The sequence below is a fragment of the Pseudomonas sp. H3_A02 genome (genome assembly GCF_054671965.1).
On sequence record NZ_CP162807.1, the window covers coordinates 55,213 to 81,791 of the forward strand.

At 61.1% G+C, this 26,579-nt stretch carries 19 protein-coding genes; 8 read left to right on the forward strand and 11 right to left on the reverse strand.

What is annotated here, in order from left to right; genetic code table 11:
* Positions 1-9: 9 nt before the first annotated feature.
* The 4 genes from AB4N80_RS00285 to AB4N80_RS00300 form a co-directional block, all read right to left on the reverse strand.
* Positions 10-363 carry a DUF6124 family protein gene (locus tag AB4N80_RS00285; RefSeq protein WP_057451932.1) on the reverse strand — a complete coding sequence of 118 codons (354 nt, stop codon included), beginning with the start codon at positions 361-363 and terminating at the stop codon, positions 10-12.
* Between the two features lie 382 nt (positions 364-745).
* On the reverse strand, positions 746-1,351 hold the full coding sequence (locus AB4N80_RS00290; RefSeq protein WP_256454313.1) for a hypothetical protein: 606 nt from the start codon (positions 1,349-1,351) through the stop codon (positions 746-748).
* A gap of 115 nt (positions 1,352-1,466) precedes the next feature.
* Positions 1,467-1,952: a DUF3592 domain-containing protein gene (locus AB4N80_RS00295; protein ID WP_135843809.1), complete on the reverse strand. Its 486-nt coding sequence runs from the start codon at positions 1,950-1,952 to the stop codon at positions 1,467-1,469.
* Positions 1,953-2,173: 221 nt separating this feature from the next.
* Entirely contained in the window at positions 2,174-2,740 is a 567-nt protein-coding gene (locus tag AB4N80_RS00300; protein WP_305469805.1) for a helix-turn-helix domain-containing protein, read from the reverse strand.
* 150 nt (positions 2,741-2,890) lie between these two features.
* Between AB4N80_RS00300 and AB4N80_RS00305 the strand changes: the two genes are divergently transcribed.
* From AB4N80_RS00305 to AB4N80_RS00320, 4 genes are all read left to right on the forward strand, one after another.
* Positions 2,891-3,673, forward strand: a complete 783-nt coding sequence (locus tag AB4N80_RS00305; RefSeq protein WP_122568828.1) for an aldolase — start codon at positions 2,891-2,893, stop codon at positions 3,671-3,673.
* Positions 3,674-3,692: 19 nt separating this feature from the next.
* A complete protein-coding gene (locus AB4N80_RS00310; RefSeq protein WP_122568829.1) occupies positions 3,693-4,580 on the forward strand; it encodes a dihydrodipicolinate synthase family protein in 888 nt (295 codons plus the stop codon).
* Positions 4,581-4,658: 78 nt separating this feature from the next.
* The gene (locus tag AB4N80_RS00315; RefSeq protein ID WP_122568830.1) at positions 4,659-4,919 is read left to right on the forward strand and encodes a DUF2024 family protein; all 261 of its coding nucleotides are present in this window, start codon (positions 4,659-4,661) and stop codon (positions 4,917-4,919) included.
* A gap of 1 nt (position 4,920) precedes the next feature.
* Positions 4,921-5,202 (forward strand): Rho-binding antiterminator, encoded by a 282-nt coding sequence (locus tag AB4N80_RS00320; RefSeq protein WP_122568831.1) that lies wholly within the window; start codon positions 4,921-4,923, stop codon positions 5,200-5,202.
* A 235-nt stretch (positions 5,203-5,437) separates the two neighbouring features.
* Here the strand turns inward: AB4N80_RS00320 and AB4N80_RS00325 are convergent, their stop codons facing one another.
* On the reverse strand, positions 5,438-6,241 hold the full coding sequence (locus tag AB4N80_RS00325) for a hypothetical protein (RefSeq protein ID WP_163006865.1): 804 nt from the start codon (positions 6,239-6,241) through the stop codon (positions 5,438-5,440).
* Positions 6,242-6,315: 74 nt separating this feature from the next.
* On the opposite strand from AB4N80_RS00325, the gene AB4N80_RS00330 reads away from it, so the two are divergent.
* The gene (locus AB4N80_RS00330) at positions 6,316-7,401 is read left to right on the forward strand and encodes a sensor domain-containing diguanylate cyclase (protein ID WP_122568833.1); all 1,086 of its coding nucleotides are present in this window, start codon (positions 6,316-6,318) and stop codon (positions 7,399-7,401) included.
* Here the strand turns inward: AB4N80_RS00330 and AB4N80_RS00335 are convergent.
* The 5 genes from AB4N80_RS00335 to AB4N80_RS00355 all read right to left on the reverse strand — a co-directional run bounded on the left by AB4N80_RS00335 (position 7,385) and on the right by AB4N80_RS00355 (position 22,804).
* On the reverse strand, positions 7,385-9,736 hold the full coding sequence (locus AB4N80_RS00335) for a TonB-dependent receptor (protein ID WP_122568834.1): 2,352 nt from the start codon (positions 9,734-9,736) through the stop codon (positions 7,385-7,387). The genes AB4N80_RS00330 and AB4N80_RS00335 overlap by 17 nt on opposite strands.
* A gap of 1 nt (position 9,737) precedes the next feature.
* On the reverse strand, positions 9,738-12,017 hold the full coding sequence (locus tag AB4N80_RS00340; protein WP_460080171.1) for a hybrid sensor histidine kinase/response regulator: 2,280 nt from the start codon (positions 12,015-12,017) through the stop codon (positions 9,738-9,740).
* Between the two features lie 110 nt (positions 12,018-12,127).
* Positions 12,128-12,964 carry a response regulator transcription factor gene (locus AB4N80_RS00345; RefSeq protein WP_305469796.1) on the reverse strand — a complete coding sequence of 279 codons (837 nt, stop codon included), beginning with the start codon at positions 12,962-12,964 and terminating at the stop codon, positions 12,128-12,130.
* Between the two features lie 440 nt (positions 12,965-13,404).
* Positions 13,405-15,069 (reverse strand): ShlB/FhaC/HecB family hemolysin secretion/activation protein, encoded by a 1,665-nt coding sequence (locus AB4N80_RS00350; RefSeq protein WP_460080175.1) that lies wholly within the window; start codon positions 15,067-15,069, stop codon positions 13,405-13,407.
* 97 nt (positions 15,070-15,166) lie between these two features.
* Entirely contained in the window at positions 15,167-22,804 is a 7,638-nt protein-coding gene (locus AB4N80_RS00355) for a two-partner secretion domain-containing protein (protein ID WP_460080177.1), read from the reverse strand.
* A 300-nt stretch (positions 22,805-23,104) separates the two neighbouring features.
* On the opposite strand from AB4N80_RS00355, the gene AB4N80_RS00360 reads away from it, so the two are divergent.
* Both AB4N80_RS00360 and AB4N80_RS00365 read left to right on the forward strand, forming a co-directional pair.
* Positions 23,105-23,509: a DUF488 domain-containing protein gene (locus AB4N80_RS00360; RefSeq protein ID WP_122568906.1), complete on the forward strand. Its 405-nt coding sequence runs from the start codon at positions 23,105-23,107 to the stop codon at positions 23,507-23,509.
* 198 nt (positions 23,510-23,707) lie between these two features.
* Positions 23,708-25,216 carry a hypothetical protein gene (locus AB4N80_RS00365; RefSeq protein ID WP_354337235.1) on the forward strand — a complete coding sequence of 503 codons (1,509 nt, stop codon included), beginning with the start codon at positions 23,708-23,710 and terminating at the stop codon, positions 25,214-25,216.
* A 192-nt stretch (positions 25,217-25,408) separates the two neighbouring features.
* Here the strand turns inward: AB4N80_RS00365 and AB4N80_RS00370 are convergent, their stop codons facing one another.
* Positions 25,409-25,954, reverse strand: a complete 546-nt coding sequence (locus tag AB4N80_RS00370) for a DUF4256 domain-containing protein (RefSeq protein WP_460080181.1) — start codon at positions 25,952-25,954, stop codon at positions 25,409-25,411.
* Between the two features lie 69 nt (positions 25,955-26,023).
* Here AB4N80_RS00370 and AB4N80_RS00375 point away from each other — a divergent pair, with 69 nt between their 5' ends.
* The gene (locus AB4N80_RS00375; RefSeq protein ID WP_122568838.1) at positions 26,024-26,551 is read left to right on the forward strand and encodes a GNAT family N-acetyltransferase; all 528 of its coding nucleotides are present in this window, start codon (positions 26,024-26,026) and stop codon (positions 26,549-26,551) included.
* Positions 26,552-26,579: the final 28 nt, after the last annotated feature.

Genomic DNA, 26,579 nt, shown 5'->3' on the forward strand with positions numbered 1-26,579 from the left:
ACTGAGTCGCTACCTCACCTCAACAATATCCAAAGCCCGATTCGCCAACAGCTCACTCACCTCAATCACCTGCAAAATCCCCAACGCAACACGCCGCCGCGAACCATCCAGATCAAACGCCAAATCACTGATCATCGCGTTCGCCGAAGCCAAATTCTCACTGAGATTCGCTAGCAAACACTCAGAATCCACACCCGGATCAATCCGAAAAATGGAGTCCGACTTATCAGACGTTTCGCTCTTAGGCTTCAGGTAGTAATCCAACGCTCGCGTAGCAGCGTCATCGATTTTCTTGTTACGGGCAGACTGAGCCCGGGAGACGTGTTCGTTCGTATCAGGGGGATTCGGCGTATCTTTTGCCATCGTCTTGCTTCCTGTAGTTGGAGCCATCACCCGCTCGCTGCTAAACGATGGGAGGCAGCTGTACGCAGGTTAGCAGACCGGGGAAACAAGAAACCGGCGCGTCCGGGGACGCCCTGCGCACAGCCACCATCAAGTGCAGGATGGGAATCCTGACTGGATGACGCCTTGCACAACCTGTTTCACCACGAGCTGCTAAACCCGATCACTGATGAGCAGTGACAGGACTCAAACTACCGACGCAACCCCAGGCGAACAAGCCGGCGGATTCTGGCGTAGTTGTAGGCAAAGGCGCAAGGCGCTGTGGCTTACGGGCAGAGGTCGCTCGATGCCTGACAGACCCGGCTTACGTTATCCCATTTCAGCCGGATACCCGAGCCTCGAATCAAGGTTCCTTGGACGGCTCAGCTATCTGACGATGGGTCGTCACGATGAAGGGCCTGCCCTGCAAGTCCATTTGCTCCAAGACAATCTTGTTCTTCGCAATCTCTCTGATGCGCGCCTGTCCCGATCCACCTTCGGGGTAGATATCACTGAGGTTGGGCATGCTGGGCCGGATGAACTGCGCCACCGTCAAAGGCGAAATGTCTTTGCCGTCTACCGTGTAATTCTTGGGCAACGTCTTCATCTGCTGCAGCGTGAACGACAGGTTTTCGCTATCTGCGCTCCAGGTCCCGGCGCCATTGACGCTGTATTCGAGCCTGTAAGGTTTCGAAGGCTCTGTTCCAACCAGCGCGACCACGCCGCTGACGTTGTAATGGTTGTTGGCGAAGTATTCGATCATGCCCTTGAACTCGAACTGAACACCTTCGGCATTGGGATAGCTGAACTCCTCGGTCCAGCGGCCAATGAAATGGCTTTTGTAGTAGTCGGCCCTCATTTCGGCCAGCCAGGATGAAATGCTGGGAAACCCAGCCAGTAAGCCAACAATCGCCACGATCGCGGCCCAGCTTTTTAGTGAGTACTGCTTGAGTGTTGAGACATCGGTCATCAATAGCTCCTAATCCCTAAGGAGAAAAAAGAAAGGGAAACTGGGGAAGTTTGCCCCCGTTCCCTACGAAGTGAGGTGGGCAGTAGGCTAGCTGAGAACCTAGCCTGCCAGCCTTTTAGTAGAAACGGTCTTCTTCCTTCATGCGGTAAATGCGACCGAACGTCATGAAGGAGATCCACAGGAACACCAACGTCAGCAACACCCCGCCAGCCATGATGAAAAAGCCGGAGCGATACGTATGCAGTTCGGTGGCGATGCTGCTGACTTCGGGAAACCAGCGTGAGTACAGCAGCGGAACTTCGCCACCTACCTCGTACTGGGTGTGTTCGATATAGCGTTGGTCTGGGTATTCGTCTTCGTGGACTCGCTGATCACCGTCGGTGTATCGGTAGTGAATGATCATGCCGTTTTCGTTCATTGGAATGCTTTCAAGTTGCGTCACGGTGCCTTTCACCTCGACGGCACTCCATTGAATCGCTCCGTAGATGATCCCTGAATGTTTTGCCAGGGACGCGAGGAACAGGAGCACACAGCACGCTACGGTAAGCAGGATGATTCGGGTATACAGGTGATCTTTTTCGGCTTCGCGTGGGTAGTACATGTTCCGGTCCTTCGTATGAGATTGCTGCGCAACCTATCGACGGTCGACCGAGCAACTTGAGTTTTATCCAGCGCCGTAACCCCTCCCTCCTAAATTTAGCCGGAGGGGAGAAGCCGGGGTTTGTTTGGGTGGGGACTTTCGAATAAGGGCTGCTGCGCAGCCCAGCGGGAGCAAGCTCCCTCGCCACGGGATTTGATGTTTACCCAGTGAGCAACGTGGTGCTAGGCGCCCTCGCCCTTCTCCGACGCTTCATCGCTGTGCACCACCACCAGCAATTGCGCCTGGACCTCGCCCACCGACCGCAGGCGATGGGGCTTCTGCGCATTGAAGTGCAAGGCATCGCCACGGTTCAGCAGCACGCGCTCGTTCATGAAGTCCACTTCAACCTGGCCTTCGTGCACGAACAGGAACTCCTCCCCGGTGTGTTCCTTGAACGCGTGGTGAGCGGTGAATTCGCTCGCCGGATAGAGGATGAAGGGCAGCAGGCTGCGCTCGGACACCTGGTGGGCGAGGACCGCGTATTCGGAGCTACCACTGCTCGCCGCCAGCGATTGACGGTCTTCGCTGCGCACCAGGCTGTAGCTGTCGAGGGCGACGTTTTCTTCGGAAAACAATTCCTCGACTTTCACGTTCAGCGCCTTGGCGAGCTTGAGCGCCGTGGCGATGGAGGGCGAGCTCAAGCCCCGCTCCACCTTGGACAGGTAGCTCTTGGTCATCCCGGTTTTCTCGGCCAGGACGTCCAGTGTCACCCCGAGTTTTTTCCTGAGCAATTTCAAGCGAATGGACATAGGTAACCAACATTTCCAGGGAAACGGACAATCTGCGATTGCAAATGACACTTTGTGTCATATAGTCTATTTAGTGTCATTAGCACCTCCATCCCACAGCTTCCATGACGCGGATCAAGAACGGTCAAAGAACGAATCAGGAGAACTGACATGAGCAAGACCCTGGCGACACCCAAGGACCAGCTGGTCCAACACGCTGTTAACCAGATGCAGAAAACCCTGCCGGATAATACGTGGACTGTACGACAAAAGCTGGCCCTGACCTGCCGAATCCTGTTCGAAAACGGCCACGACTCCGGCCTGGCCGGGCAGATTACCGCGCGCGGACCGCAACCCGGCACTTACTACACCCAGCAACTGGGCTTGGGCTTCGACGAGATCACCGCCGGCAATCTGCTGTTGATCAACGAGGACCTGGAGGTGCTGGAGGGCCACGGCATCCCCAACCCGGCCAACCGCTTTCACACCTGGGTCTACCGCGCCCGGCCGGATGTGAATTGCATCATCCACACCCACCCTACCCACATCGCCGCGCTGTCGATGCTGGAAGTGCCGCTGCAGATTTCCCACATGGACCTCTGCCCGCTGTACGAAGACTGCGCATTCCTGGAGGGCTGGCCGGGCGTGCCCGTGGGCAATGAGGAAGGCGAATTGATCGCCGGCGCCCTGGGTGACAAGCGCGCCATCCTGCTTTCCCACCATGGCCAGTTGTCGACCGGCGAGACCGTGGAAGAAGCCTGCAACATCGCCCAACTGATCGAGCGCGCCGCGAAGCTGCAACTGCTGGCCATGGCCGCCGGCGAGGTGAAACCGATCCTGCCGCACCTGGGTCGCGAAGCCCACGACTGGATCGCCCGCCCCAAGCGTCACGCCGCCGCCTTCAACTACTACGCCCGGCAGAACCTGCGCCAACACGCCGATTGCCTGAACTGAATCCATTAGGAGCGAAGCCATGTCTACCCCCAACATCCACGGCATCATCGGATACACCATCACGCCCTTCTCCGCCGACGGCCAGAACTTGGACCTGGACGCACTGGGCCAATCCATCGACCGCCTGATCGACAGCGGCGTCCATGCCATCGCGCCCTTGGGCAGCACCGGCGAAGGCGCCTACCTGAGCGATGCGGAGTGGGACCAGGTCAGCGAGTTCAGCATTGCCCGCGTCGCCGGCCGGGTGCCGACCGTGGTCAGCGTGTCTGACCTGACCACCGCCAAAGCGGTCCGCCGCGCACGTTTTGCCCAGGCCCATGGCGCCGATGTGGTGATGGTGTTGCCGGCCTCTTACTGGAAGCTGAGCGAGGCGGAAATCCTCAGGCATTACCAGACCATCGGCGCCAGCATCGACCTGCCCATCATGCTTTACAACAACCCGGCCACCAGCGGCATCGACATGTCCGTGGAGCTGATCCTGCGGATTTTCAACGCGGTGGATAACGTCACCATGGTCAAAGAAAGTACCGGCGACATCCAGCGCATGCACAAGCTGCAACTGCTCGGCGAGGGCCAGGTGCCGTTCTACAACGGCTGCAACCCGCTGGCGCTGGAAGCCTTCGCCGCTGGGGCTAAGGGCTGGTGCACGGCAGCGCCGAACCTCATCCCGCAGCTTAACCTCGACCTGTACGCAGCGGTATTGGCCAACGACCTGAGCCAGGCGCGGGCGTTGTTCTATCGTCAATTGCCGCTGCTGGATTTCATCCTCAAGGGAGGCTTGCCCGCCACCATCAAGGCCGGTTTGCGCACCCTCGGCCTGGAAGTCGGCGACCCACGCTTGCCGGTCTTCCCGCTCGACGATGCGGGCAATAGCCGATTGCACGCCATGTTGAACGAACTGCTCTGATCCTTCCGGCCCTGGCGACTCGGCAGGTGGCGTCTGAAAACACACACCTGTTCGGTCGCCTTTGAACGAGAGACTTCAATGACCATCAAAGTCTATGACACGCACGTACGCACCCAAGACGGACGATACTTGCACTTCGACGTGCTGATCGACCGCAACGACCAGGAATTCGCCCAAGCCTGCGCGCGACGTTTCCTGGCCGAACAGGGCATCGAAGACCAGGACATCACCTTGAACGACTGCCGTTTCTGCCACGTCGAGCCAAGCAACCCCAAGGTAGTCGAGGCCATCGCCCGGCAAGGTTTTTTCATCCTGAAACTGCAAGGCTGCGAGATTTGAAATGGATACCTATAAACCGTTGCACTGCGACCTGCATGACTATCTGGAAATCGCTTGCCTGTGCGGCTACACGCTGGACATCGAACTGACTGACGGCCAACGACTGACAGCCCAGGCGATCACCACGCGGACCGCTTCCACGCGGGAAGAGTTTCTCGAAGTCGAAACTACAGATGACCGCCAGGAGATTCGCCTCGATCAGCTATTAGCAATTACGCCGCTAAATGAGAACGCCAGGTTTGGCCGGGTTGTGTTGACGGTGGGTGACCCGATTAGCCGTTGAAATGGATCTAAGTTGTGCGGGGCGGGTTTTGTCCTAAGAAGCCGGCGCCGTTTTCACGCTCGCTGACTGACGCACCGCTATCGCGAGCAAGCTCGCTCCCACAAGGGGATGTTGCGCCTGGAACTCGATGGACATCCAGCTACCCTATGGCGAGGGAGCTTGCTCCCGCTGGGCTTCAGCAAAGGAGACGGATTATTTCAACAGGTGAAATAGATCTGTCCCCTTTCGTCGGTAACTAGGCTGGATAGGCTTCGTTAAACGCCAATGCAAAGTCTTCCGCTTTTGAAAAGAGCAGCATCTCCACGTCACCTATCTCGACATTGAGTTTTCGGGAGACATTCACCAACAACCCGATGTAGGTTGGGTAGACATCGGTCGTCGCAATTCGAAGCCAGCTCTGTTGCCGCGCCAGGGTCTTCAAGCGCGGCCAACATGCGTTGAGCTGCGTGTTTCGACCTGCCAAGTGCGGAAACCACATGCGTTGCTCATCACCGTGAATCAGTTGCAGGACGTTCAGGGAAAATGAAACCCGCGCATCGAAGATGGCATGCTCGTTTGGATTCGAGAATGCCGCCACCTTCGACCATGAGGCGATTCCTTTGTGATTTGACGGCACTTGCCCCTGTGACACGGTCTGAACGTAGCCTTGCATCGTTGCAGGCGCATTTCTTTTGACTCCGCCCCAGACTCGCACCGCGTAGTCCGCAAGTGCCATCCGTTGTTCGGGCGACGAACCCCACTTTCGGGCGGCATGCCGCTTCAGTGCGTGTGTCTTTTCATACCAGTTCGAGCCACCAATCTCCCATTCAAACGAGTGGCGGACGAGCGCGGTATCAAACTTCCAAGTGTAGATTTGGGGAAGTGATGGCAGGTGCTGTGTGGCGTAAGAAAGCAGCGTATTTTCGAGAGAATGCATGAACGGGATCACGTGTTGAACGAGGCGGCCATGGTAATGGACTCCCAGTGTTCCTACACCCCACGCAAAAAAAATTTCCAATCCATCCCCTCCCGCAAAGCCCCCATCCGCTTCTGCAAACACCCCCACCCATCCCCACCTCGATAATGCCCTCCTCACTCACCCCTACCGCTACAACCGAGCACCGTGTACCCCCCATGAACCTACGCACCGTCATCCGGAGCTATTGCCTCAACTCCAAGCTCGCCACACATACCCTGACCCGCCTGCACAAGGCGCTGTCCTCCCTGGCCGGCTACCTGGCCCAACAAGGCTTCGATTCCAATACATGGCCGACCACCCGTGACGAAGCCACGCTGGACCGTCGCCTCAATACCGTCTGCCCAGAACTGGCCGCCACCGTATTCAGCCACGCCCGCGAAGGCATCATCCTGGTCGACCCCTTCGGCCGGGTCATCGCCGTGAACGAGGCCTTCACCCGGCTCACCGGTTACGGGCAGGAAGAGATAGAGGGCCGCGAGCTGAACGCCCATCGCATGGTCCGTCGGCTCACAGCGTTTTATGCGCCGATGAAGAATGCGCTGGATTTTCACGGGCATTGGTCCGGCGAAATCCAAAGCAGCCACAAGGATGGTCGGGAGATGACGTCGCGGATCAGCGTCAGTGCGGTGCATGACCGGCACGGCAATGTTCAGCACTATGTGGCGCTGCTCGGCGATATGACGCAGATGAAGCAGCGGCTGCAGTTACTTGAGCGTGATGCCCGGTATGACGCGCTTACGCAGTTGCCCAATCGGTTGTTGTTGGCCGAGCGGATGCGTCAGGCGTTGGGCAAGGCGCGTATTCATCAGCAGAAGGTGGCGATCGCGTTTATTGACCTGGATGGGTTCAAGGCGCTGAACGACAGTTATGGCCATGACTGGGGGGATCGGGTGTTGCAGATTGTCGCGGCGCGGATCAATGCGACGTTGCGTGAGGGCGATACGTTGGCGCGGCTGGGGGGTGATGAGTTTGTCGCGGGGCTGGTGGGGTTGCAGGCGGTGGAGGACAGCGAGCCGTTGCTCAAGCGGATGCTGGCGGCGGCGAATGCGCCGATTTTGATTGGTGCGCAGACGGTGGAGATTGCCGCGAGTATCGGGGTGGCGTTTTATCCTGAGCATGGGCATGAGGTCGATGGGCTGATCAGCAAGGCGGATCAGGCCATGTATCTGTCAAAAAAGGCCGGCGGTAACCGTTTGGCGTTTTGTCCGACGCGGTTTATTTCCCTCAATAGCGAAGCCTGACGGTGGTGCCGACGGTTCGTTCGCTACCGGTCATGACGCCGTAGTCGCCGGCGCCGAGCAGTGAATACACGGCGGTGATGTACTGACGGTCGAAGACGTTGCGCACCCAGCCTTCCACTTCCCAGGCGCGGTCCTGGCTGCGCAGGCCCAGGCGCAGGTTGGTGAGGCCGTAGCTGGGTTGGTAGCTGCCTTCACCGCCTTCGAGGGTGCCGGAGTAGCCGGTGCGGAAGCTGTAGTCGATGCCGCTGAAGGCTTCCAATCCGTAGGGCAGCGGGTGGGTGTGGTCGAGGCCGCTACTGAGGCTCCATTCCGGGGCGTTGTAGAGGCGCTCGCCGCTGAGGTCGCAGGTCCATTGGCCCGAGGCCGGTGGGCACGGTGCGTTGGGGAAGCTGCGGTAGCGCGCATCGCTCCAGGCCAGGCCCAGGCGCCCGGTGAGTCGCGGGGTGAGTTGCCAGGCGGAATCGAGTTCGATACCGCGCAGGCGGACTTTGCCGACGTTGATCAGGTTGTCCCGCAGCGGCGGCGCGAACACGGACGTGGGCGGGCTGTAGGTGAGCGCTTGGTAGTTGTCGACGTCGGTCTGGTAGACGGCGAGGTCGAGCAAGGCGCGCTCATCCCAGAAGCGCGTCTTCATGCCCAGTTCCAGGGACGTGGCCCGCTCGGGCTCGAAGGTGGGCGCGGTGAACGGGCCGACCACGTCGAAGTTGATGCCGCCGGCCTTGTAGCCCCGCGACCAGCTGACGTAGCCCATTACCGCATCGCTGAAACGGTAGCTGGCGCTGAGGAGGCTGGAGACGTTGTTTTCTTTTATCGAATCCTCGCGGTAGTAACCACCGCCGAGGGCGATGTCGCGCAGCAATTGTCCACCGGCCTGGAACACCGGTGGCAAGCCGGTCAGCGGGGTGAGGTTGCTGGCGTCGCGGGAGATCCAGCCGTCCTTGCGTTCCTGGCTGTAGCGCAGGCCGCCGGTGAGTTCCAGCGGGTCAATCGGGCGCCAGGAGAGCTGGCCGAAAATGGCCCGGCTGTCGCCCTTCTGCTCGCCGTCGTAACGTTGCCGGGTGCCGTCCAGCAGCATGGCTGGCACCTGCCTCGGATCGGTGAAGGTGATGCCGTAGAGCTTTTGCAATTGCGCCAGTTGATCGCCGACGAACCAGGGCGCGGCGTCCTTGCCGAATTCGGTGTCGATCTGGCGGTCGAGCTGTTGGCGCAGGTAGTAGAGGCCGGCGACATAATCGACGGACGAGCCGGCCGTGCCGGACAGGCGCCATTCCTGGCTGAACTGCCGATGGCCCAGCTCGGTTTCGGATTGGGCCACTGAGAGCGCGGTGCTGTCGCTGTCGCGGGTGGCGCGGTAGTCCCAGTCGCGGTAAGCGGTGATGCTGGTGAAGCGCATCGCCTCGTCGAGGTCCCAGTTCAATTCCAGTGACACGCCGTTCTGCAGGGTTTGCGGATGACCCGGTGCGTCGATGCGGGACTCGCGTTTGTAGGGGTCGGGCTCGGTCAGCGGATAGCCGAGGAACTGGGCGCGCTTGCGGGTCTGGGAGCTGTAGTGATTGACCAGCAGGACGTTGCCGGCTTCGTTTTGCTCGGCATAGTCGGCGATCAGGCGGGCGCTGAAATCGGTGTTCGGCGTCCACAGTAGTTGGCCGCGCAGGCCTTGGCTGTCGGCGTCGCCGAGGCGGGCGCCGTCTTGCAGGTTTTCCACGGCGCCATCGGTGGCGCTGTCAAAGACATTGAGCCGGCCGGCGAGCACGTCGTCTTGCAGCGGCCCGGAAATCGTCCCGCGATATTCGCGCAAACCGCGCTCACCGTAGCTGGCTTCGAGGTTGGCTTCGGGCTGGAACGTCGGTTGTTTGGTGATGATGTTCAGCGCGCCGGCGGTGGTGTTTTTGCCGAACAAAGTGCCTTGGGGTCCGCGCAGCACTTCGATGCGTTCGATGTCCATCAATTCGGTGAAGGCCATGCCCTGGCGCGCCTGGTAGACGCCATCAACGTAGGTGCCGACGCTGCCTTCCAAGCCATCGTTGTAGGCGGTCGCGCCGAAGCCGCGCAGGCCGAAGCCGGCGTAGCGGGCGTCGTGGCCGGACACGATCAGGCCGGGCACGCGTTGTTGGATGTCTTGCAGCCGGTGCAGGCCGGCTTCGTCCAATTGATCGCCGTAGAGGACGTTGATCGGGATCGGTACGTTTTGCGGGTCTTCCTCGCGGCGGCGAGCGGTGACGGTGGTTGCGTCGAGCGTAAGGGCGCTGGGCGCCGCTTGTTCGGCCTGGACCGACACCCAAGGCAGTGCCGAAAGGCTGCCAAGCAAGAACAAGCGGTACCCCAAACCCGGCATGCTAGAACTCCCGAGCCATTTCGCGACGCACCGTGTCCGGGCAGCAGGCCAGTGTCTTGACGCAGGCCAGCAATTCGCGGCTGTCGGCGGGTTTGAGCAATATCGCGTCGAAGGCCAGGTCCTTTGGGTAGTTCTCCGGCCGGCGTGGCGGGACCGCGGAGTAAAGGATCACGGGCAGGTGATCCCAACGCTCGCGCACTTGACGCAGCAGTGCCCAGCCGTCCATGCCCGGCATCATTTGGTCGCTGATCAGCAGGTCGATAGGCTGTTCAGCCAGGCAGGCCAAGGCGTCTTCGCCGTTCGCCGCCATGCTCACGTCGAAACCGTAGCCGGCCAGCAAGTCGTAGAGCCATTCGCTGTTTTGCTCGATGTCGTCCACCAGCAGGACGTGTTTGCCCTGGCCGTCGAGCGGCGTGACGTTGTTGTCGACGATGCCGTTTTCCAGGTCGTGTTCTTCGGCACATTTGAGTTGCAGGCGAAAACTGAAGTGGCTGCCCTGCCCCGTGGCTTGGGGTTCGAGGCGGCTGTCCATGCGTTCCAGCAGTTGGGTGACGATGGACAGGCCCAGCCCGCTGCCTTCGTAACGCTGGGCATTGCGGCCGCGGCGGAACGGTTGCAGCAGTTGTTCGAATTCTTGTGGGTCGATGCCGATACCGCTGTCGATCACGCTGAAGCGCAGTTCCACGGCGTCGGCGGTCGTCCCCGGATGAGCGCTCACTTCGAAACGGATCTGGCCGTGGCGGGTGAATTTTGCCGCGTTGGCCAGGAGGTTCATGAGGATCTGCCGGAGGCGTTTGAAATCGGCCTCCACCAGTGGCGGCAAGTCATCCGCCAGCACAGCCTTGAAGGTGTTGCCCTGGCGCGCGGCGAGAAAGCCCGCTTCGTCTGCGATCTCCTTGAGGAAGCCGTACAGGTAGCCCGGCGCAAGGGTCAGTTGCATCTGCTCCAGCTCGCCACGGGAGAACTCGAGCATTTCGTCGATCAGCTCCAGTTGCTGGCGGGCGTTGCGCTCGATCGTGGCTGGATAGTCGCGGTTGGGGCCGGTGTGCAGCAGGCGCGCGTAGTCGATGATGCGCACCAGCGGCGAGCGCAGGTCGTGGCTGATCCGCGCCATCAACGCGCTGCGGGCCGCCAGGGATTCGCGCAGCTGCGAGGTGCGCAGCGCCACGGTGCTTTCCAGGCGTTCGTGCTCGGCTTGGCGTTGTTGTTCGAGGGTGGACAGGGCGTTTTTTTCGCGGTGGCGACTGCGGCTGACTTCCATGATCAACGTGCACACCAGCAACACCACGCCCGCCAAGGTGGACGATAGGCTGTATTTCGTTTCCGGCGATTGCCAGGGCAATTGTTCCTGGGGGAAAAACAGCCGCATCAGCAGTTGTGCAAGCAACAGGCCCGGCACCAGGTAGGCCATCCAGCTGTAGCTCAGTCGTTTGCGCCAGGCCATGAACAGCGTGGCGAGCAGTACGCCGTAGAAGCTCAGCAGGGACATCTGGACGATCTGTGCGCCCTGGACGGGATCGATTTTCAGCCACCAGAGTCGGCCGAAAACACAGCCCAACAGCGGCAGCCAATAGCTCCAGCCGATGACCCGAGGCAATAGGGACACCTGCAACAGCACGCGGAAGTAGGCCAGGAACAGCACGAACGAGACCGCGCTGGCGCAGGTCAGCAGCTCCCGTGTCCAGCCCAGCGCCGTGGGCCAGTAGATCAGGTAGCCGTTGAGGATGCAGGTCAGCAGGATGTAGCTGAAGACCGCGCCGGCGTTCACGGTGAGCAGTCGGGAACGAAGGATCCAGCCGACGATGAAGCCGAACGGGACGACCAGCAGGACAATGCCGAGGGTGAGTCCGTCGCTCAGGTAGGTCTGTTGCTGACTACGCAGCAGCGCGGGTTCGGACCAGAGTTCTGGCTCCAGCAACATCTGGAAATTGCTCGCCACGCGGACGAACACCGTGACGCTCTCCCCCGCCGCCACCGAGACCGGGAACGCCGGCTGACGCGCCGCCGGCTGGAGCCATTCAACCAAGGGATAGGCGGCTCCGCCGTGGGCAACACGTCCCGGTTGGTAGACGCGGATGTCTTCCAGGCGCGGCGCGCCGATCACCAACAGGCGCGAACACGCCACAGCGCTTGAGTTGGTGAGCGGCACTTTCAGCCAGAAGGCGGAGCGGCTGTAGCCTTGGGTCGGCCAGCTTGGGGTTGCGGGGTTGAAATGCGTGTCAGGCAGTTGGGCGACGTCTTCCAGGCTCAGGCTGGCCTGGGTGTCTTCGAAAACTTGCATCGCGGGCATCAAGTCCTGGTGGTCAGCCCGGCAGATATCCACAGGCGCGGCGTGCAGCGAGCCTGTGGATAACAACGCTATCGTCAGCAATAAAAACGGTAGGAGCCGCATCAGGCGCGCCCGGCCGACTCGGTTTCAGCGATGCCCAGGGTCTGCTGGCGAAACTGACTGGGTGTCATGCCGATTCGCTGTCGAAAGGCCGTGGTGAAATTGCAGGCGTTGCGAAAGCCCACCAGTTCGGCAACGTCCTGCACGCTCATGGCGCTTTCACAGAGCAGATCCTGGCCGCGCCGCAATCGGGCGTCGCGAATGTAGGCGAACACGGTCATCCCCAGGTGTTCGCGAAAAATGGCGGTGAGGCGTTTTTCATGGGTGCCGACTTTTTGCGCGAGCATGCCCAGGGACGGCATGTCGTCCAGCTGGTTTTCGATCAGTCGCATCGCCGCGCGCAGCACGATCTCATCGCCTTGGGGCTCCGGATCGGCCGGGCTTTCATGGACGGCCGGTGGCGCGCGCCAGGTCAATTGCAGGTGGATCTTGATACGCGCCAGCACTTCTTCGGGGGCGCAGGATTTGGGAATGTAGTCCACCGCGCCCACGGTCAGCCCCTCCAGCCGCTCCAAGGAAGTATTGGCCGACGACAGGAACAGGATCGGGACATGCCGGGTGGCCGGTGCCTCGCGCAATAGCCGGCAGAGGCTGAAACCGTCCATTTGCGGCATGTGCACATCCAGGACGATGAGGTCCGGACGCAGGGCCAGTGCGCGTTGATAGCCTTGATAGGCGTCGCTGGCCAGGGAAATGCGCCAGGGCTGTGATTTCAACAGAACGAGCGTGGCGCGGATGTCTTCAGGGACATCGTCGATCAGCAGAATATGCGGCAACAGCTCGGACGCCGCCACGCCCCCCGCCGTCGCTGCTTGCCTTTCGTATCGTCCGTTGTCCATTCGCCAGGTCTCTTGTTGTGTTTAGCCAGGTCACTGTCGCGAAATTGCCAGGCAAGAATCACATATCGGGCCGGCAACAAGTCGATATAACGGCAGATCAGGCGAGAACTGAAGCTATCAAATTTTTAATGGGCGATAAACGGTCATCCCGACCTGCGGGATGTTATGGACGGGACGCAGAGGCGTGTGGTGGGGGATATGGAACAAGCGGTGGCTGCGCCTGAAAAATCCAGACGAGCCGACCCACGCGGTTGATGCTGTTCACTCCAACCGTGGCGAGGGGATTTATCCCCGTTGGGCTGCGAAGCGGCCCCAAAGCAGCGAACCCAGCCTGGTTTGGGGCTGCTGCGCAGCCCAGCGGGGATAAATCCCCTCGCCACAGGGTTTAACTCCTTACCTTAAATGGACAGCAGTACCACCGTTAGCTGGCCTTGAACCGGTTAGAACTGGTAACCGATCTGAGCCAGCAATTGAGGGTTTTCCTGGCGGGTATCGCTTTGCGCTTCACCGCCGGAGTGGCGCCACGCGACTGTTGCGTCGAATGAAATCTGGCCGTATTGAGCGCGTAACCCCACACCGCCGCCGGAGATACTGCGGGTATTTTTCTCATCGGCCCACTCGTTGTGGTTGATGCGTACTTTACCGGCATCCCAGAACAGGTAAGGCGTGAGTTTGTCGATCGGGTAGCGAAGTTCGATCTGGGTCAGCATGCCTTCGTCGCCCGAGGCTTCGCTTTGGGGATAAGCCCGCACGCCATCGATGCCGCCGAGGCTGAAATCTTCGGACGAGTCGAGGTTGTCGTTGCTCCATTGCCCGAGAACGCGGGCGAAGAGCGTGAAGTTGGCGGGCAGCGCTTGCAGACGGGCGAGGTCGACGTTCACTTTGCTGAATTGGCCTTCGGTCTGGGCGGTCTGACGGTCGCCCTCGCGCAGGGCCGAATCCAGTTTCAGGTCGCCGTAGGTCAGCGTCGCGCCGCCGTAGGTGATGCCGCCGCCGAACAAGGTGTCCCTCACGTCGAATTGCAAGCTGATGGGCAGCGTGTTGCTGCTTTTTTCAAAGCTCAGACCCAGCACTTCGTACTTATCCTCAAGGTCCTTGTGCTGGTATTGCCCGGCCAACATGACGTTCGCCTGGTTACTGCGCAGGAGCGGATAACTCAGGCCGATGCTGCTGACCTCGGCGGTGCCGGTTGCCCCCAGGTCGGCGAATTCGGCGCCCAGGTCATAAGCGCTTTGGGCGTAACCCACGTTGCCGCGCAGGCCAGACGTGCCCAATGGCATCGAGTAACCGAGGCTACCGAAATACAGTTCCTCATCGGTCGCCATCACCGCGGCGCTGAGCCTGTCGCCCAGCATTAACGGGCTGTTCCAGTCACCTTGTACCGTCAGGCGGTTGCGCCCCGAATAGCGGTTGCCATGGTTGTCCAGCGTGGCCTTGCCCTCAAAGGCCTCGGTTTTGCTCACTTTGGCATCAAGATCGCCCGTACCGAGCGCCTCCCCCGGCCGGATAACCGGGCGAACAGCCACGCCCGGCAAGTCAGACAGTACCAATATGCTGCGCTCCAGCCGGTCACGCTCGATCACCTCGCCCGGCTTCAAGTCGTCCAGGAAGGGCTGCGCCTGCGCAGCCAGTTTCGCATCGTCGGTGGCAGCGGTGACTTTCCCATAACGGCCTTCAATGACCGCAATGGTCAGCTCGCCGTTGGCCATGCGCTGGGCCGGCAAGTAGGCACGGGCAAACGGGTAGCCTTGCTCGCGGTAGTAAAGCGTGACCTGCCGGGCCACTTCCCGCAGCTCATCCAGGTCAAGGGCCTGACCGATGGCCGGGGCGACGACGCGTTGCAGGCTGGCCTCGTCGATGCGGGTGTTGTCGGTGAACCGGACGGCGTTGAGCTGGACTTTGGCGCCGCCGACTTTTTCCTGGGCCGGTTGCGGTGCCTCTACATCCAGGCGAATGCTTTGCGGCAGTTCCTGCTGAGGAATCGGCAGTTCCTGCAGGATACGGCCGGCGTCGGGGATCGGGCGTGTCGGCAGGGTCGCCGCCCAGGCCTGGGAGGTGGACAACAACGCCAGACCAGCGGCGCAGGACATCAGTTTGTTATGCATTGGATAAGTCTCGAATAATGCGGGTTGCCTGAGCCCATGACCGCGTCCGGGGACGCGGCCAAGGGGCTCCTTCAAATGAAAAGGTGGATGTCAGGGATCAGGGACGCATGGCCAGACTCGGCAAGCGCACACCACCGCGCACCACGAATACGGTCTGCGGCGGGTAGGCCGCACAGGCGCTTCCACCCGATACACCGCCATCGGCGCAGACGTTCCCGGCCAGTTCCCGCTCGCTGTCGGCGCTCTCGGCCTGGGCAGCCGAATCGCCGTCGCCATTGCCAGCGCCGTTCGCACGAGTGCCGCCCTGGTCCACCAGCAACAAACCACCGTCGTCGACCCCGTAGTCAGACCAGTCAGCCGGTTTCGGCTGGGCCGGGTTGAGCTCCGGCGCATGCGGCGAAGTCACCTGCGCGCCGACGCGGGTTGCATCGGCGACGCTCTGCCGGACGGCGTCGTAATCAACGGACGGTGTCACGGTCAGGTTGGCGTTGGCCGGGTTGCTCACGATCAGGTAACCCAGGTCAGCCAGCCCGCCGATGTTGATCAGGTGCGAGCCCGGGCCTTGCGTCCCAACCGAGTACAGTGGGTTGCCGAGCATCTGCTTGGTGTCGCCGTTCCACAGACCATTGGCGTCATAACCGGCTATACCGCCACCGTTGAACGTGGTTTGGCCATCGAATGGCTTGGTCTGGGTGGTCGAACCGTTCGTGGACGCCACCAGGACGGGTTGCTCGCGGTACACGGCATGAACACCGGTGCTGCCCAACGCCCTGCCGAAATTGCTCTGCTGCTCGTCACTGTTGTAGCGGAAATTGCCGCTGCCACTGCCGACCACATCCACCACGCGGGTGCTGCCAGCGAGGCTACCGGTGTAAATCACCGCCCGGCCGCCGGCGCCGGTGGACACCGTCACGCCCGCGCCAGCCTTCACGTCGCCGCCCGCAGCCACGCCTGCCGAAGCGGATTGACCGGCGTTAAGCACGATCGCATCGGAGGCGTTGCTGGTGGTGCTGACATTCTCGGCCAGGGTGATGTGACCGGTGGTCGTCACCACTTGGACTTTGCCGGTGTTGCCAATGCCGACGATCTGATCCAGCTGGGTGCCGTCCAGTGCCGTCTCGGTCAGCCTGCCGACGGTGACGTCACTGCGGTTGACGAAGCTGACATCCTTCGCGCGGCTGGCGATATCGCCGACCCAGTTGCTGGCGTTGCGCAGGTCGAAATTACCGCCCTTGAGCGCCAGGCCATCGGCGGTGATGTTGCCTTTGGCGTTTTGGGTAGTCTTGCCATCGATGTTGAGGAACACGTTGCCACTGGTGGCCAGCGCTTCGTTGATCGCCAGGTTGCCTTGGGTGCCGATGCTCACATCGCCAGTGTTGTTCACACCGGTGGTGGTCTTGATCAGGTTGCCGTTGCCATCGGTTTCAGTCAGCGTGCCGACCTTGAGGTTGCCGGTGTTGTTGAACGCGACCTTGCCCGCCTTGCTGGCGATATCACCCACCACGTTGCCGTTGTTGCGCAACTCGAAGTCGCCACCGTTGAGGGCCAGGCCGTCGGCGGTGATGTTGCCCTTCGCGTTCTGAGTGGTCTTGCCATCGACGTTAAGGAACACGTTGCCGCTGGTGCCCAGGGCTTCGTTGATCGCCAGGTTGCCTTGGGTTCCGATGCTGACGTCGCCGGTGTTGTTCACGCCGGTGGTGGTCTTGACCAGGTTACCGTTGCCATCGGTTTCGGTCAGCGTGCCGACCTTCAGGTTGCCGGTGTTGTTGAAGGCGACCTTGCCCGCCTTGCTGGCGATATCACCCACCACGTTGCCGTTGTTGCGCAACTCGAAGTCGCCGCCGTTGAGGGCCAAACCGTCAGCGGTGATGTTGCCTTTGGCGTTTTGGCTGGTCTTGCCATCAACGTTGAGGAACACGTTGCCGCTGGTGGCCAGCCCTTCGTTGATCGCCAGATCCCCGACGGTGCCAATGCTCACGTCGCCGGTGTTGTTCACGCCGGTGGTGGTCTTGACCAGGTTGCCGTTGCCATCGGTTTCAGTCAGCGTGCCGACCTTCAGATTACCGGTGTTGTTGAACGCAACCTTGCCCGCCTCGCTGGCGATGTCGCCCACCACGTTGCCTTTGTTGCGCAACTCGAAGTCGCCGCCGTTGAGGGCCAAACCGTCAGCCGTGATGTTGCCCTTGGCATTTTGGGTGGTCTTGCCGTCGACGTTGAGGAACACGTTGCCGCTGGTGGCCAGCCCTTCGTTGATCGCCAGATCCCCGACGGTGCCAATGCTCACGTCGCCGGTGTTGTTCACGCCGGTGGTGGTCTTGACCACGTTACCGTTGCCATCGGTTTCGGTCAGCGTGCCGACCTTGAGGTTGCCGGTGTTGTTGAACGCAACCTTGCCCGCCTCACTGGCAATATCGCCGACCACGTTGCCGTTGTTGCGCAACTCGAAGTCGCCGCCGTTGAGGGCCAAGCCACCGGCGGTGATGTTGCCGTTGCTGTCCTGGGTGGTCTTGCCATCGATATTGAGGAAGACGTTGCCGCTGGTGGCCAGCCCTTCGTTGATCGCCAGGTTGCCCTCGGTGCCGATGCTGACGTCGCCGGTGTTGTTCACGCCGGTGGTGGTCTTGATCAGGTTGCCGTCGCCATCGGTTTCAGTCAGCGTGCCGACCTTCAGATTACCGGTGTTGTTGAACGCAACCTTGCCTGCCTCGCTGGCGATGTCGCCCACCACGTTGCCTTTGTTGCGCAACTCGAAGTCGCCGCCGTTGAGGGCCAAACCGTCAGCGGTGATATTGCCCTTGGCATTTTGGGTGGTCTTGCCGTCGACGTTGAGGAACACGTTGCCGCTGGTGGCCAACCCTTCGTTGATCGCCAGATCCCCGACGGTGCCAATGCTCACGTCGCCGGTATTGTTCACGCCGGTGGTGGTCTTGACCACGTTGCCGTTGCCATCGGTTTCGGTCAGCGTGCCGACCTTCAGGTTGCCGGTGTTGTTGAACGCGACCTTGCCCGCCTCGCTGGCGATGTCACCCACCACGTTACCGTTGTTGCGCAACTCGAAGTCGCCGCCGTTGAGGGCCAGGCCGTCGGCGGTGATGTTTCCGTTGCCGTCCTGAGTGGTCTTGCCATCAACGTTGAGGAACACGTTGCCGCTGGTGGCCAGCCCTTCGTTGATCGCCAGATCCCCGACGGTGCCAATGCTCACGTCGCCGGTGTTGTTCACGCCGGTGGTGGTCTTGACCACGTTGCCGTCGCCATCGGTTTCGGTCAGCGTGCCGACCTTCAGGTTGCCAGTGTTGTTGAACGCAACCTTGCCCGCCTCACTGGCGATATCACCCACCACGTTGCCGTTGTTGCGCAACTCGAAGTCGCCGCCGTTGAGGGCCAAACCGTCAGCCGTGATGTTGCCCTTGGCATTTTGGCTGGTCTTGCCGTCGACGTTGAGGAACACGTTGCCGCTGGTGCCCAGCGCTTCGTTGATCGCCAGATTGCCTTGGGTGCCGATGCTCACATCGCCAGTGTTGTTCACGCCGGTGAGGGTGGTCTGGGTGCCGTCGGCATGGGTCGCGGTCAGCGAGCCCACCTTGAGGTCCCCACTGTTGTTGAACTGGACTTTGCCCGCCTCGCTGGCGATATCGCCAATCACGTTGCCGGTGTTGCCCAGCGCGTAATTGCCGCCCAGCAGCACCAGGCCGCTGGCATCGAGCTTGGCGCCGGCGTCGCCGGACTGAGTGGTTTTGCCCGCCACCTCCAGGGTGATGATGTCGTCGGCACGGGTTTGGCCCTGACCGGCGTCATCCCGTGGACCATTTTCGATGGTGATGCCTTTTACCAGCGTCAGGTCGTGATCGGTTTTCAGGGTGACCGCCTCATCGGAGGTGATTCCCACGGTGCCGTCCACGACGCCCACTGTCAGGTTGCCGTTGCCGGCGAATTTCAGGCTACCGACATCGGCGGCGATGACACCTACGTCATGCCCGCCGTTGCCCAGATTGAAATCACCTTCGCCGCGCAAGGCCAGCTCGTCTGCAGTGATGGTCGCGCCTGTTGCCTGGGTCGCACCTTTGCCCGCGTCGACGCTCAGGGTCAGGCCCTTGCCGGTGGTGCCGTCTTCGTCGGTGCCTTCAGGGTCCTTGAGCGCCAGATCGCCCAGCAGGTTCAGGACGCCGTTTGCGATCAGGGCCAGATCGTCCTTGAACGTTGCGCCTTCATCGTCGACGGTGATGTTGCGCGTCTTGTCGTTACCGATGGCGACCTTGTCGAAGCCATCCTGGATATTCGCCAGGTCAGCGTCAGACAGCACCAACGGATCGTTAGGCCCGGTCACTTCCGGGTCATCGCTGCCACCCAGGTGGATATCCAGGCCATCGGTCTTCTGCTTCAGCGTGAGGCTGCCGCTACCGGCAACGCTCGCGGCGAGGTCGATTTCATCGGCGCTCAGGCTGGTATCGCCTTGGGTGAGCAGGGCCTGGCCGACCGTGAGTGTATCCGCGACCAGGTTCAGGTCGCCGGTCTGGGTCATGCCGGCGACCGGCACGCCCTGGGGGTTTGCCGGGGTCTGGCTATCGGGAATGGTCACAACGCCGACGGTCAGGTCATCGACATCGGCAAAGCTCACCGTGCCGGTGTCGCTGGCGATCGTGTTGACGTCGTTGGCCGCGTCGTCGAGGTCATGCACGGCACCGTCACCCAGCAGCACCAGGCCATCGGCGACGATGGCACCGCCGGCGGTCTGGTCGATCTTGCCGCCATTGCTTTGCAACGCCAGGACCGGCGCCGGTTTGTTGTCATCGTTACCGGTGCCCGGTGCGTCCGCCACGGTCAGTTGGTCATTGATGTGGATGTTGCCGGTACCGGCATCCAGGATGAGGTTGTCGTTGATCCGGGTCGCTTCGATGATGCTGATGTCACCGGTCATGTCCGCGCCACCGATCTTGACCGAGGAGAACCCATCGCCCAAGGCGTTGATGTCGGTGCCGGTCAGTTCCAACGAACCAGGGGCATCGCCGGTGCTGCCGCCCACGGCAATGTCTTTGCTCGGGGTGTTGGTCTCGAGGGCAATTGAACCGTTGCCGGTGACGCTGCCGGCGCCGCCGTTGAAGTTGATGTCGTCGGCCTTGATGGCCAGGTTGTTGTCGGTGCTGTTGAGGCTGCCGTTGAAGGTGATGGAACTGCCTTGCAGGCCCTTGCTGCCCGAGGTGTTGGTCTTGATGTTGTCGACGTACAGCGAGCCGCCGACCTGCTTGCCCGCGGTCTGGTCGAAACTGCCCGAGACGAACACGAACTTGTACGTGCCGGCCCTATCAGCCGTTGCCGTATGGGTCTGCCAATTCACCGCGCCGGTACCGTTACCCGTTTCGTTCAGGATGATTTGGTATTCGCCGGTGTTGACGTTCAACAGATAGCCGAAGACATCGTAGGTATCGCCGCCCGCGACCGGTTTGTAATCGAAACTGACCGATTCCCCCGCCGCCAGGGAGACCGTGCCTTCACTCACCACCGAAGGGCCGCGCATGATGCAGCCGGCGGGTGCGTTGAGGCAGTTTGAGTTGTTCTCGGTACCCAGCAGCAGCGCAGCGCCGCCGTCCTTGCCCTGGCCAGCCGCGGCGACCGGGGTGAGGGGTTTGTAGTTCATGTCGCCTTGGTCGCCAGGCGAAACGCTCGGTGGGTTGCCGTTCGTTGGCGATGTGGTCGGCAGCGTCGGGTCATCAGGCGACACCACGCCATCGACCACGGTGACGCCGGTGAAGAACTGGGCGATGGAGGTCTTCCACCCGACCAGGCCGTTTTCGAAGTCGGCGTTCAGGAACTGCGAAGTGCCCAGCTCAACGGCCCCGGTGTAGACCTGCTCGCCGCTGGTGAAGACTTTCGCGCCGTTGATAAACGTCTTGCCGGCGCCGCTGGTGGTCGCGTACAGAGCACCCAGCGCACTGTTACCGCCGACCATGTCGCTGAAGATGATCGAGCCCGAACCGGCGTCGACGCGCAGTTGGCGGTTGTTGGCCACCGCATCGGAATCCACCACGCCGGCAAACACGATGTTGCCGCCGTTGCTCTTCAAACTGACGTCGGTGTTCAGCGCCATCTTGCCGTTGAAGATCAACGCCAGGCTGTTGCCGTTGCCCGCGCCGCTGGCGTCGATGTCACCGTTGAGGAAAATATTGCCGAAGACGTAGCGGCCCGTTCCAACGTCGTTGTGTCCGGACTGCAAGGTCAGCGTCCGCTCGCCGCTGATGCTCGTCGGGGTGTAGTCGCCGTTCCAGTGGATACTGTTGTCGGCCTTGATCGCGACATCGGTGCCGCCGGCCAGGGCCGTGTCGATCGCGTTGAAGCCAACCGTGGCGTCTGTCCCATTGGTGCCGCCGGTCAACCCGCCGTTACCCGGCCCCACCGTGACGCTGTCCGGATCGAGCAACCACAAGCCGCCCTTGCCGTTTTTAGCCGAAGCGTCGGCGGCTTTGCTCACCGCCAGTTTCGCGCCGCTGGTCTCGATCTTGCCGCCGTCGCCGCCCTTGGCGCCGCCGGTGGCTTTCAATGTGCCGTCCACGCGGGTCACGCTGCCCGGTTTCTTGACATCGGACCAAGCCACCACGGTGCCGCCCTTGCCGTTGTCGGTCGCCGACGCATCGAGCACGGCACCGGCGGCAATGGTGGTCTGGCTGGCCTGTTTGATCGACGTGTCCTTGCCTTGCCAGCTACCGCCCACATAAATCTCGCCGCCACCCTTGGCGCCGGTAGCGTCGAGCTCGGCGCCGCCGTTGATCGCCACGCGATCCCCGGTCACGACGATCTTGCCGCCCTTGGCGGTGTCGGAGGACACATCGATACGTCCAGCGACTTGCACACCGCCCTGGTCGCCCATCAGCGTGACCAGGCCGTTTTCACCGATATCCAGGGAACGGGCTTCGATCAGCCCGGTGTTGTTGATGACGGTGCTCGCCAGGGTTTCCGCGGCACGGGCGGTCAGCAGGATTCGGCCGGCATCGGCACGAATGGCCCCGCCGTTTTCGATCAACGCTTGGAGCGCGCCTTCTTTGACTTCCAATTGCACCGGCCCGCCCAAGTCGAGCGTCACGACACGGCCGGCGCCCAGCAGCACATTGCCCTTGTGCGCGGTGATGGTGCCTTCGTTGACGATTTTCGCCGCGATCAAGGCAATGGTGCCGCCCTGTGCGGCATTGATGTTGCCTTGGTTGACCACCGAGGCGGCGCTGTCGCCACTGAAACGGTAGTTGCCGGCGAGGAAGTCTTCTGTGGATAAGTTGAGCGTGGAAGCCACCAGGCCGCCGACATCAACCTGCGCGCTGGGCGTAAACAGGACGCCGTTGGGGTTGACCAGGAACACTTGGCCGTTGGCTTTCAGTGCGCCCTGGATCACCGACACATCCGAGCCCAACACGCGGTTCAACGCGACGGACGCCGCGCCAGGCTGGACGAACTGGACGGTGTTGCCTTTGCCGATGGAAAAGCTCTGCCAGTCAATGGCGAGCTTATCGCTGCCCTGGTGGATGGCCATGTTGTTGCCGTTCTGATGAACGCTGCCATTACCCGCCACGATATTGCCGCCGGAAGGCAACCCTCCCGCCGCGGCGACCGAGGCGAAAACACCGCTGCTCACGCCGATGACGAGGCTGAGGGATTGACGGCTTTTGTCTTTGCCCTGGCTTTTGACCAACTCGGATGCCACCTGCCACGCGCCCATCACGGCATTCCAGACGACTCGGTAAGCTCTATTCATTTTTGTTCACTCATCCCTAATGCGGCGGGTCGCGCCATGACGACCAGGCGGTTCGCTGTCGACAAATCAAATGGAAAACCGCATCCGGACGGATGGCGGCTCGAAAATCCCACAGTGCTCCGCGCCATCATCTCTGCGGCTTACGGGTCGCGCTTTTGCTTGAGCGCCTAGGGCTTTTGATTGAAGGGATCCGATGAATTTTTTTTTACGATGGGTGGGTGAAGTGCGGCGGATCAATCCTGGTCGCCTCGTCGTGGGCGACCTATGCTCAGGCGGTCTCACTTCGACAGGCAGGCTTCGATGATCCAGTGCAAACGCGCCTATGAAACAGCGAGCGCCGAGGATGGCGTACGGGTTCTGGTGGACCGCTTGTGGCCGCGCAATTGCCGCAAGGATGCGCTGGCGATTACGGAGTGGCTGCCGGAGGTCGGGCCTTCTCATGAGTTGCGCAAGGCGTTCAAGGCGGGGACGGTTTCGTTTGCCGAGTTCAGTGGGGCGTACCGGCGAGAGCTGGCGGGACGACCGGAGCATTGGTGGAAGCTGGTGGATATTGCGCGCAATGGGACGCTGACGTTGGTGTATGCGGCCAAGTCGACGGTTGAAAATAATGCGGTGGTGTTGGCGCAGTGGTTGGAGGATGAGGTGGAGAAACGGGCGGACGCGAGTTCACCGGTTTGTTATTTGTCTGAGTTTCCGGAGCGTTGAGTCACTGGACTACCTATGGGAGCGAGCTTGCTCGCGATAGCGGTAAACCAGCCGCCATTGAGGTTGCCTGACCTGGCCCTATCGCGAGCAAGCTAGCTCCCACAATGGTCTGTGCCCGGCCAGGGGACGGTGGTTGTCTTTTTGGGAGGGTGTGCGGCTAAGATGGCGCGCAGAGAAACCACAAGGAAGACAGGCGTGATGCAATCGCAATTCGATCCGTTGGTTCATATCGATTGGAAAACACCGGGCGGCGATTTGCTCGGGCTGTTGCAGCACTACTATCCCGACGTCGGTGTGTTTGCCGGCCCGGGGTTCGAGGCGTTGTTGGATGAGCTGTCCAACGAGATGCCCGAGGTCTGCTTCGAGGCGCTGGCGCCGGTGTTGGCCGGTCAGGGTTATGACTTGTGGAACCTGGATGCCGGTGGCGATGATTATCGGCCGGTGATTGTCCCGGTCGGCCAGCGCGAGGCGTTTGCCCAGCATTGGCAAGCCCAGCGCGGCGAGCCGAGGTTTACGGCGAGCTTGATCGAGCCGCCGAAACCTGCCGCCGTCGAACGCAAACCGGCCAAACCCAAGCGCGGCAAAGTGAAGTGGCTGCAGGAAGTCCATGACTACCCCGGCGCCACCTATGTGCATGAGTACAACTACCGCAACGGTTGGGCCGCCATCACTGAGCAGGACGAAGACCAGTGGCTGTGCTTTCTGATCGATTACAACCAATGGCCGCCCGCCGAGCAGGACATGCTCGAACACCGCACCGATGGCGTGGACGGTGCGGACTTGCAGCTCATCGATGCCGATGCCCAGCGCAGCCTGTGGAAACGTCGGGTCATACGCGGTGATTACAGTGCAGACGACCGCTACCAGTACGAAATTCGGCAAGGCGATGAGATCGCGGCGTTCGGGCCTGCCGGGGTGCAATGGCCGGAGTTTGAACAACCCTGCGTGGTGGTGGGTTCGCAGATATTCGAACGTCAGCGCCTCTATGAACCTGAGCATTTGACACGGATCTGGCGGATCACGGCAGACAGCAGCGAGGTGATTTTCGAGTTTGCGGATGAACTGACAATCCTGCCCATCGGCCCGCGCCGCTTGTTGTTCATGCAGCACAACGGCCCGAAGTGCTGGGTCTGGCATCAAGACCCGCCGCACCAGTCCATCGTCGCCAAACCGATGCCCGCTGAGGCCTATAAGCTGCGGACGTCAACCGCGTACCTGGGGGGTGATGAGGTTTTGCTGTTCAGCGAAGGCGCGCGGCAGAACGTTGAGCATTCGGGTTATCAGGAAACCGTGCTGTTGGCCTGGCGCTTCAACTTCATGACCGGCGCCAAGACGAAGGCGACGCTGGACGGTTTCGGCAGTGAACTGCGCCAGGACACACGCCTGCTCGTCACCCAGCCCAAGCAAGTCATCACGTTGCGCACCTTTCATGGGCAGTTGCATGTTGCCCGGGGGCATGGGGATTGGTGGGTGTGGACTTACCGCGCCAACACCTTTGGCACACAGACGCTGGCGTGGTTTTGGAATCAAGAGAGTCATGAGGTGGTGAAGCTGTCGACCAAGGACATTGCGCGGGTCAAGCCGGATGTCCGTTATGTGCCGGCGCAGGATCGCTACCTGGCGTTTGAGACGGAGTTTGTGGCGCGCTTGCCGGGGTTTAGCGAGATGGTTGAGGCCAAGGGAAGTGAGGTTTTGGTTTTTGAGTGAGGTGGTTTTGCCCCGCCACGATCCTTCGAGCACACAAGTCCCTTGTGGCGAGGGGATTTATCCCCGCTCGGCTGCGCCGCAGTCGTAAAACCTGCCGACGCCGTTTTTCCTGGTGCACCGCGGTGGATGGGTTTGGGGCTGCTACGCAGCCCAACGGGGATAAATCCCCTCGCCACAGGTGCGGGTCTCCCTTTAAACCTGCAGCAACCCGCGAAACCCGCGCGCCGCGTAATACGACTGCACGCCATTGTGGTAGATGAACACCCGGCCATACCGGTAGTCGCCAAAAATCGCCCCATCGAGCGAACGAAGCTCTGGCGGGGTTGCCAGCCAACTGGACGTCTTCGCGTCAAACTCGCCGAGGGTTTGCAGCGCTCGGTACTGGTCTTCCGTCAGCAGGGCGATGCCCATCGCTTCGGCCATTTCGATGGCACTGCCTTTGGGCTTGTTCTCCTTGCGCGCATCCAGGGCCGCGCGGTCGTAGCAAAGGCTCCGGCGTCCGGTGGGGCTCTCCTTGGCGCAATCGCAGAAGGTGACAGCGCCGGTCTTCGGGTCGAAGTCGATCACGTCTGGCTCGCCGCCGGAGACTTCCATGGCCTGGAGGGATTTCAGGGCATTGGGGTGGTGTTCGAGCCGGGTCTGGACGTCGGCCCAGGGGATGTCTGGGTGACGGTTCAGGTTTTGTTCGAAGCGGGTTTGCAGGGTTTGGATGAGGTTGTCTTGTTCTTGTTTTTTCATGGTGTGGATGTCCGTGGGTGATCGGTTGGTCAATGATAGTGACTTCTAGAGACGCTGAGTCATGCCCAAATGGTTATAGGAAATGCGTCAGACGCTCTGCTGAGCTTTCGTCCGGTTAACCTCAATCAGGACAGCGATCTTTGCGTGCGCTTCTTTGAGGACATGCTGCTGTGTGCGTTTGGTTCTGCACAACAGCTTCACGACCCCGATGGTAGGCAGCGATACCTTCAGTCGCTGCAAGAAAAAGCAGCCGAGGCTCCTGGCAGCGTTGTCCATGCCTGGGATGAAACACGGATCGTGGGGCAGATAGAGATGTCGCTGCTGAAGACAGAACCTGCAGTGGGTTACATCCACTTTTTCTATCTCACCCCTGAATGGCGATCACGCGGCGCTGGGAAGTTGCTGCTGGCTTATGCGACCCACTTTCTTGCAGGGCTGGGCTGCGAGCGGATGAGATTGTCGGTGAGCGAAACGAACCCGAGGGCGGCGCGGTTTTATCGTCACCATGGTTGGGCTGATATCGGGCCCAGGCAAGATAAGCCAGAGCTGCGCTTGATGGAAAAGCCCATTAGCTCGGCGCAGCCGGCAACCGTCTGACCTAAGGTGAAGTCACCCGAAGCGTCCA

Excerpts from the sequence above, each read along its gene's own strand:
- AB4N80_RS00335 (WP_122568834.1), bottom strand. The coding sequence starts at position 9,736 with ATGCCGGGTTTGGGGTACCGCTTGTTCTTGCTTGGCAGCCTTTCGGCA.
- AB4N80_RS00320 (WP_122568831.1), top strand. The coding sequence starts at position 4,921 with ATGGATACCTATAAACCGTTGCACTGCGACCTGCATGACTATCTGGAA.
- AB4N80_RS00310 (WP_122568829.1), top strand. The coding sequence starts at position 3,693 with ATGTCTACCCCCAACATCCACGGCATCATCGGATACACCATCACGCCC.
- AB4N80_RS00290 (WP_256454313.1), bottom strand. The coding sequence starts at position 1,351 with ATGACCGATGTCTCAACACTCAAGCAGTACTCACTAAAAAGCTGGGCC.
- AB4N80_RS00355 (WP_460080177.1), bottom strand. The coding sequence starts at position 22,804 with ATGAATAGAGCTTACCGAGTCGTCTGGAATGCCGTGATGGGCGCGTGG.
- AB4N80_RS00365 (WP_354337235.1), top strand. The coding sequence starts at position 23,708 with ATGCAATCGCAATTCGATCCGTTGGTTCATATCGATTGGAAAACACCG.
- AB4N80_RS00330 (WP_122568833.1), top strand. The coding sequence starts at position 6,316 with ATGAACCTACGCACCGTCATCCGGAGCTATTGCCTCAACTCCAAGCTC.
- AB4N80_RS00340 (WP_460080171.1), bottom strand. The coding sequence starts at position 12,017 with ATGCAAGTTTTCGAAGACACCCAGGCCAGCCTGAGCCTGGAAGACGTC.
- AB4N80_RS00375 (WP_122568838.1), top strand. The coding sequence starts at position 26,024 with ATGGTTATAGGAAATGCGTCAGACGCTCTGCTGAGCTTTCGTCCGGTT.
- AB4N80_RS00285 (WP_057451932.1), bottom strand. The coding sequence starts at position 363 with ATGGCAAAAGATACGCCGAATCCCCCTGATACGAACGAACACGTCTCC.
- AB4N80_RS00360 (WP_122568906.1), top strand. The coding sequence starts at position 23,105 with ATGATCCAGTGCAAACGCGCCTATGAAACAGCGAGCGCCGAGGATGGC.
- AB4N80_RS00350 (WP_460080175.1), bottom strand. The coding sequence starts at position 15,069 with ATGCATAACAAACTGATGTCCTGCGCCGCTGGTCTGGCGTTGTTGTCC.
- AB4N80_RS00305 (WP_122568828.1), top strand. The coding sequence starts at position 2,891 with ATGAGCAAGACCCTGGCGACACCCAAGGACCAGCTGGTCCAACACGCT.
- AB4N80_RS00345 (WP_305469796.1), bottom strand. The coding sequence starts at position 12,964 with ATGGACAACGGACGATACGAAAGGCAAGCAGCGACGGCGGGGGGCGTG.
- AB4N80_RS00315 (WP_122568830.1), top strand. The coding sequence starts at position 4,659 with ATGACCATCAAAGTCTATGACACGCACGTACGCACCCAAGACGGACGA.
- AB4N80_RS00295 (WP_135843809.1), bottom strand. The coding sequence starts at position 1,952 with ATGTACTACCCACGCGAAGCCGAAAAAGATCACCTGTATACCCGAATC.
- AB4N80_RS00370 (WP_460080181.1), bottom strand. The coding sequence starts at position 25,954 with ATGAAAAAACAAGAACAAGACAACCTCATCCAAACCCTGCAAACCCGC.
- AB4N80_RS00300 (WP_305469805.1), bottom strand. The coding sequence starts at position 2,740 with ATGTCCATTCGCTTGAAATTGCTCAGGAAAAAACTCGGGGTGACACTG.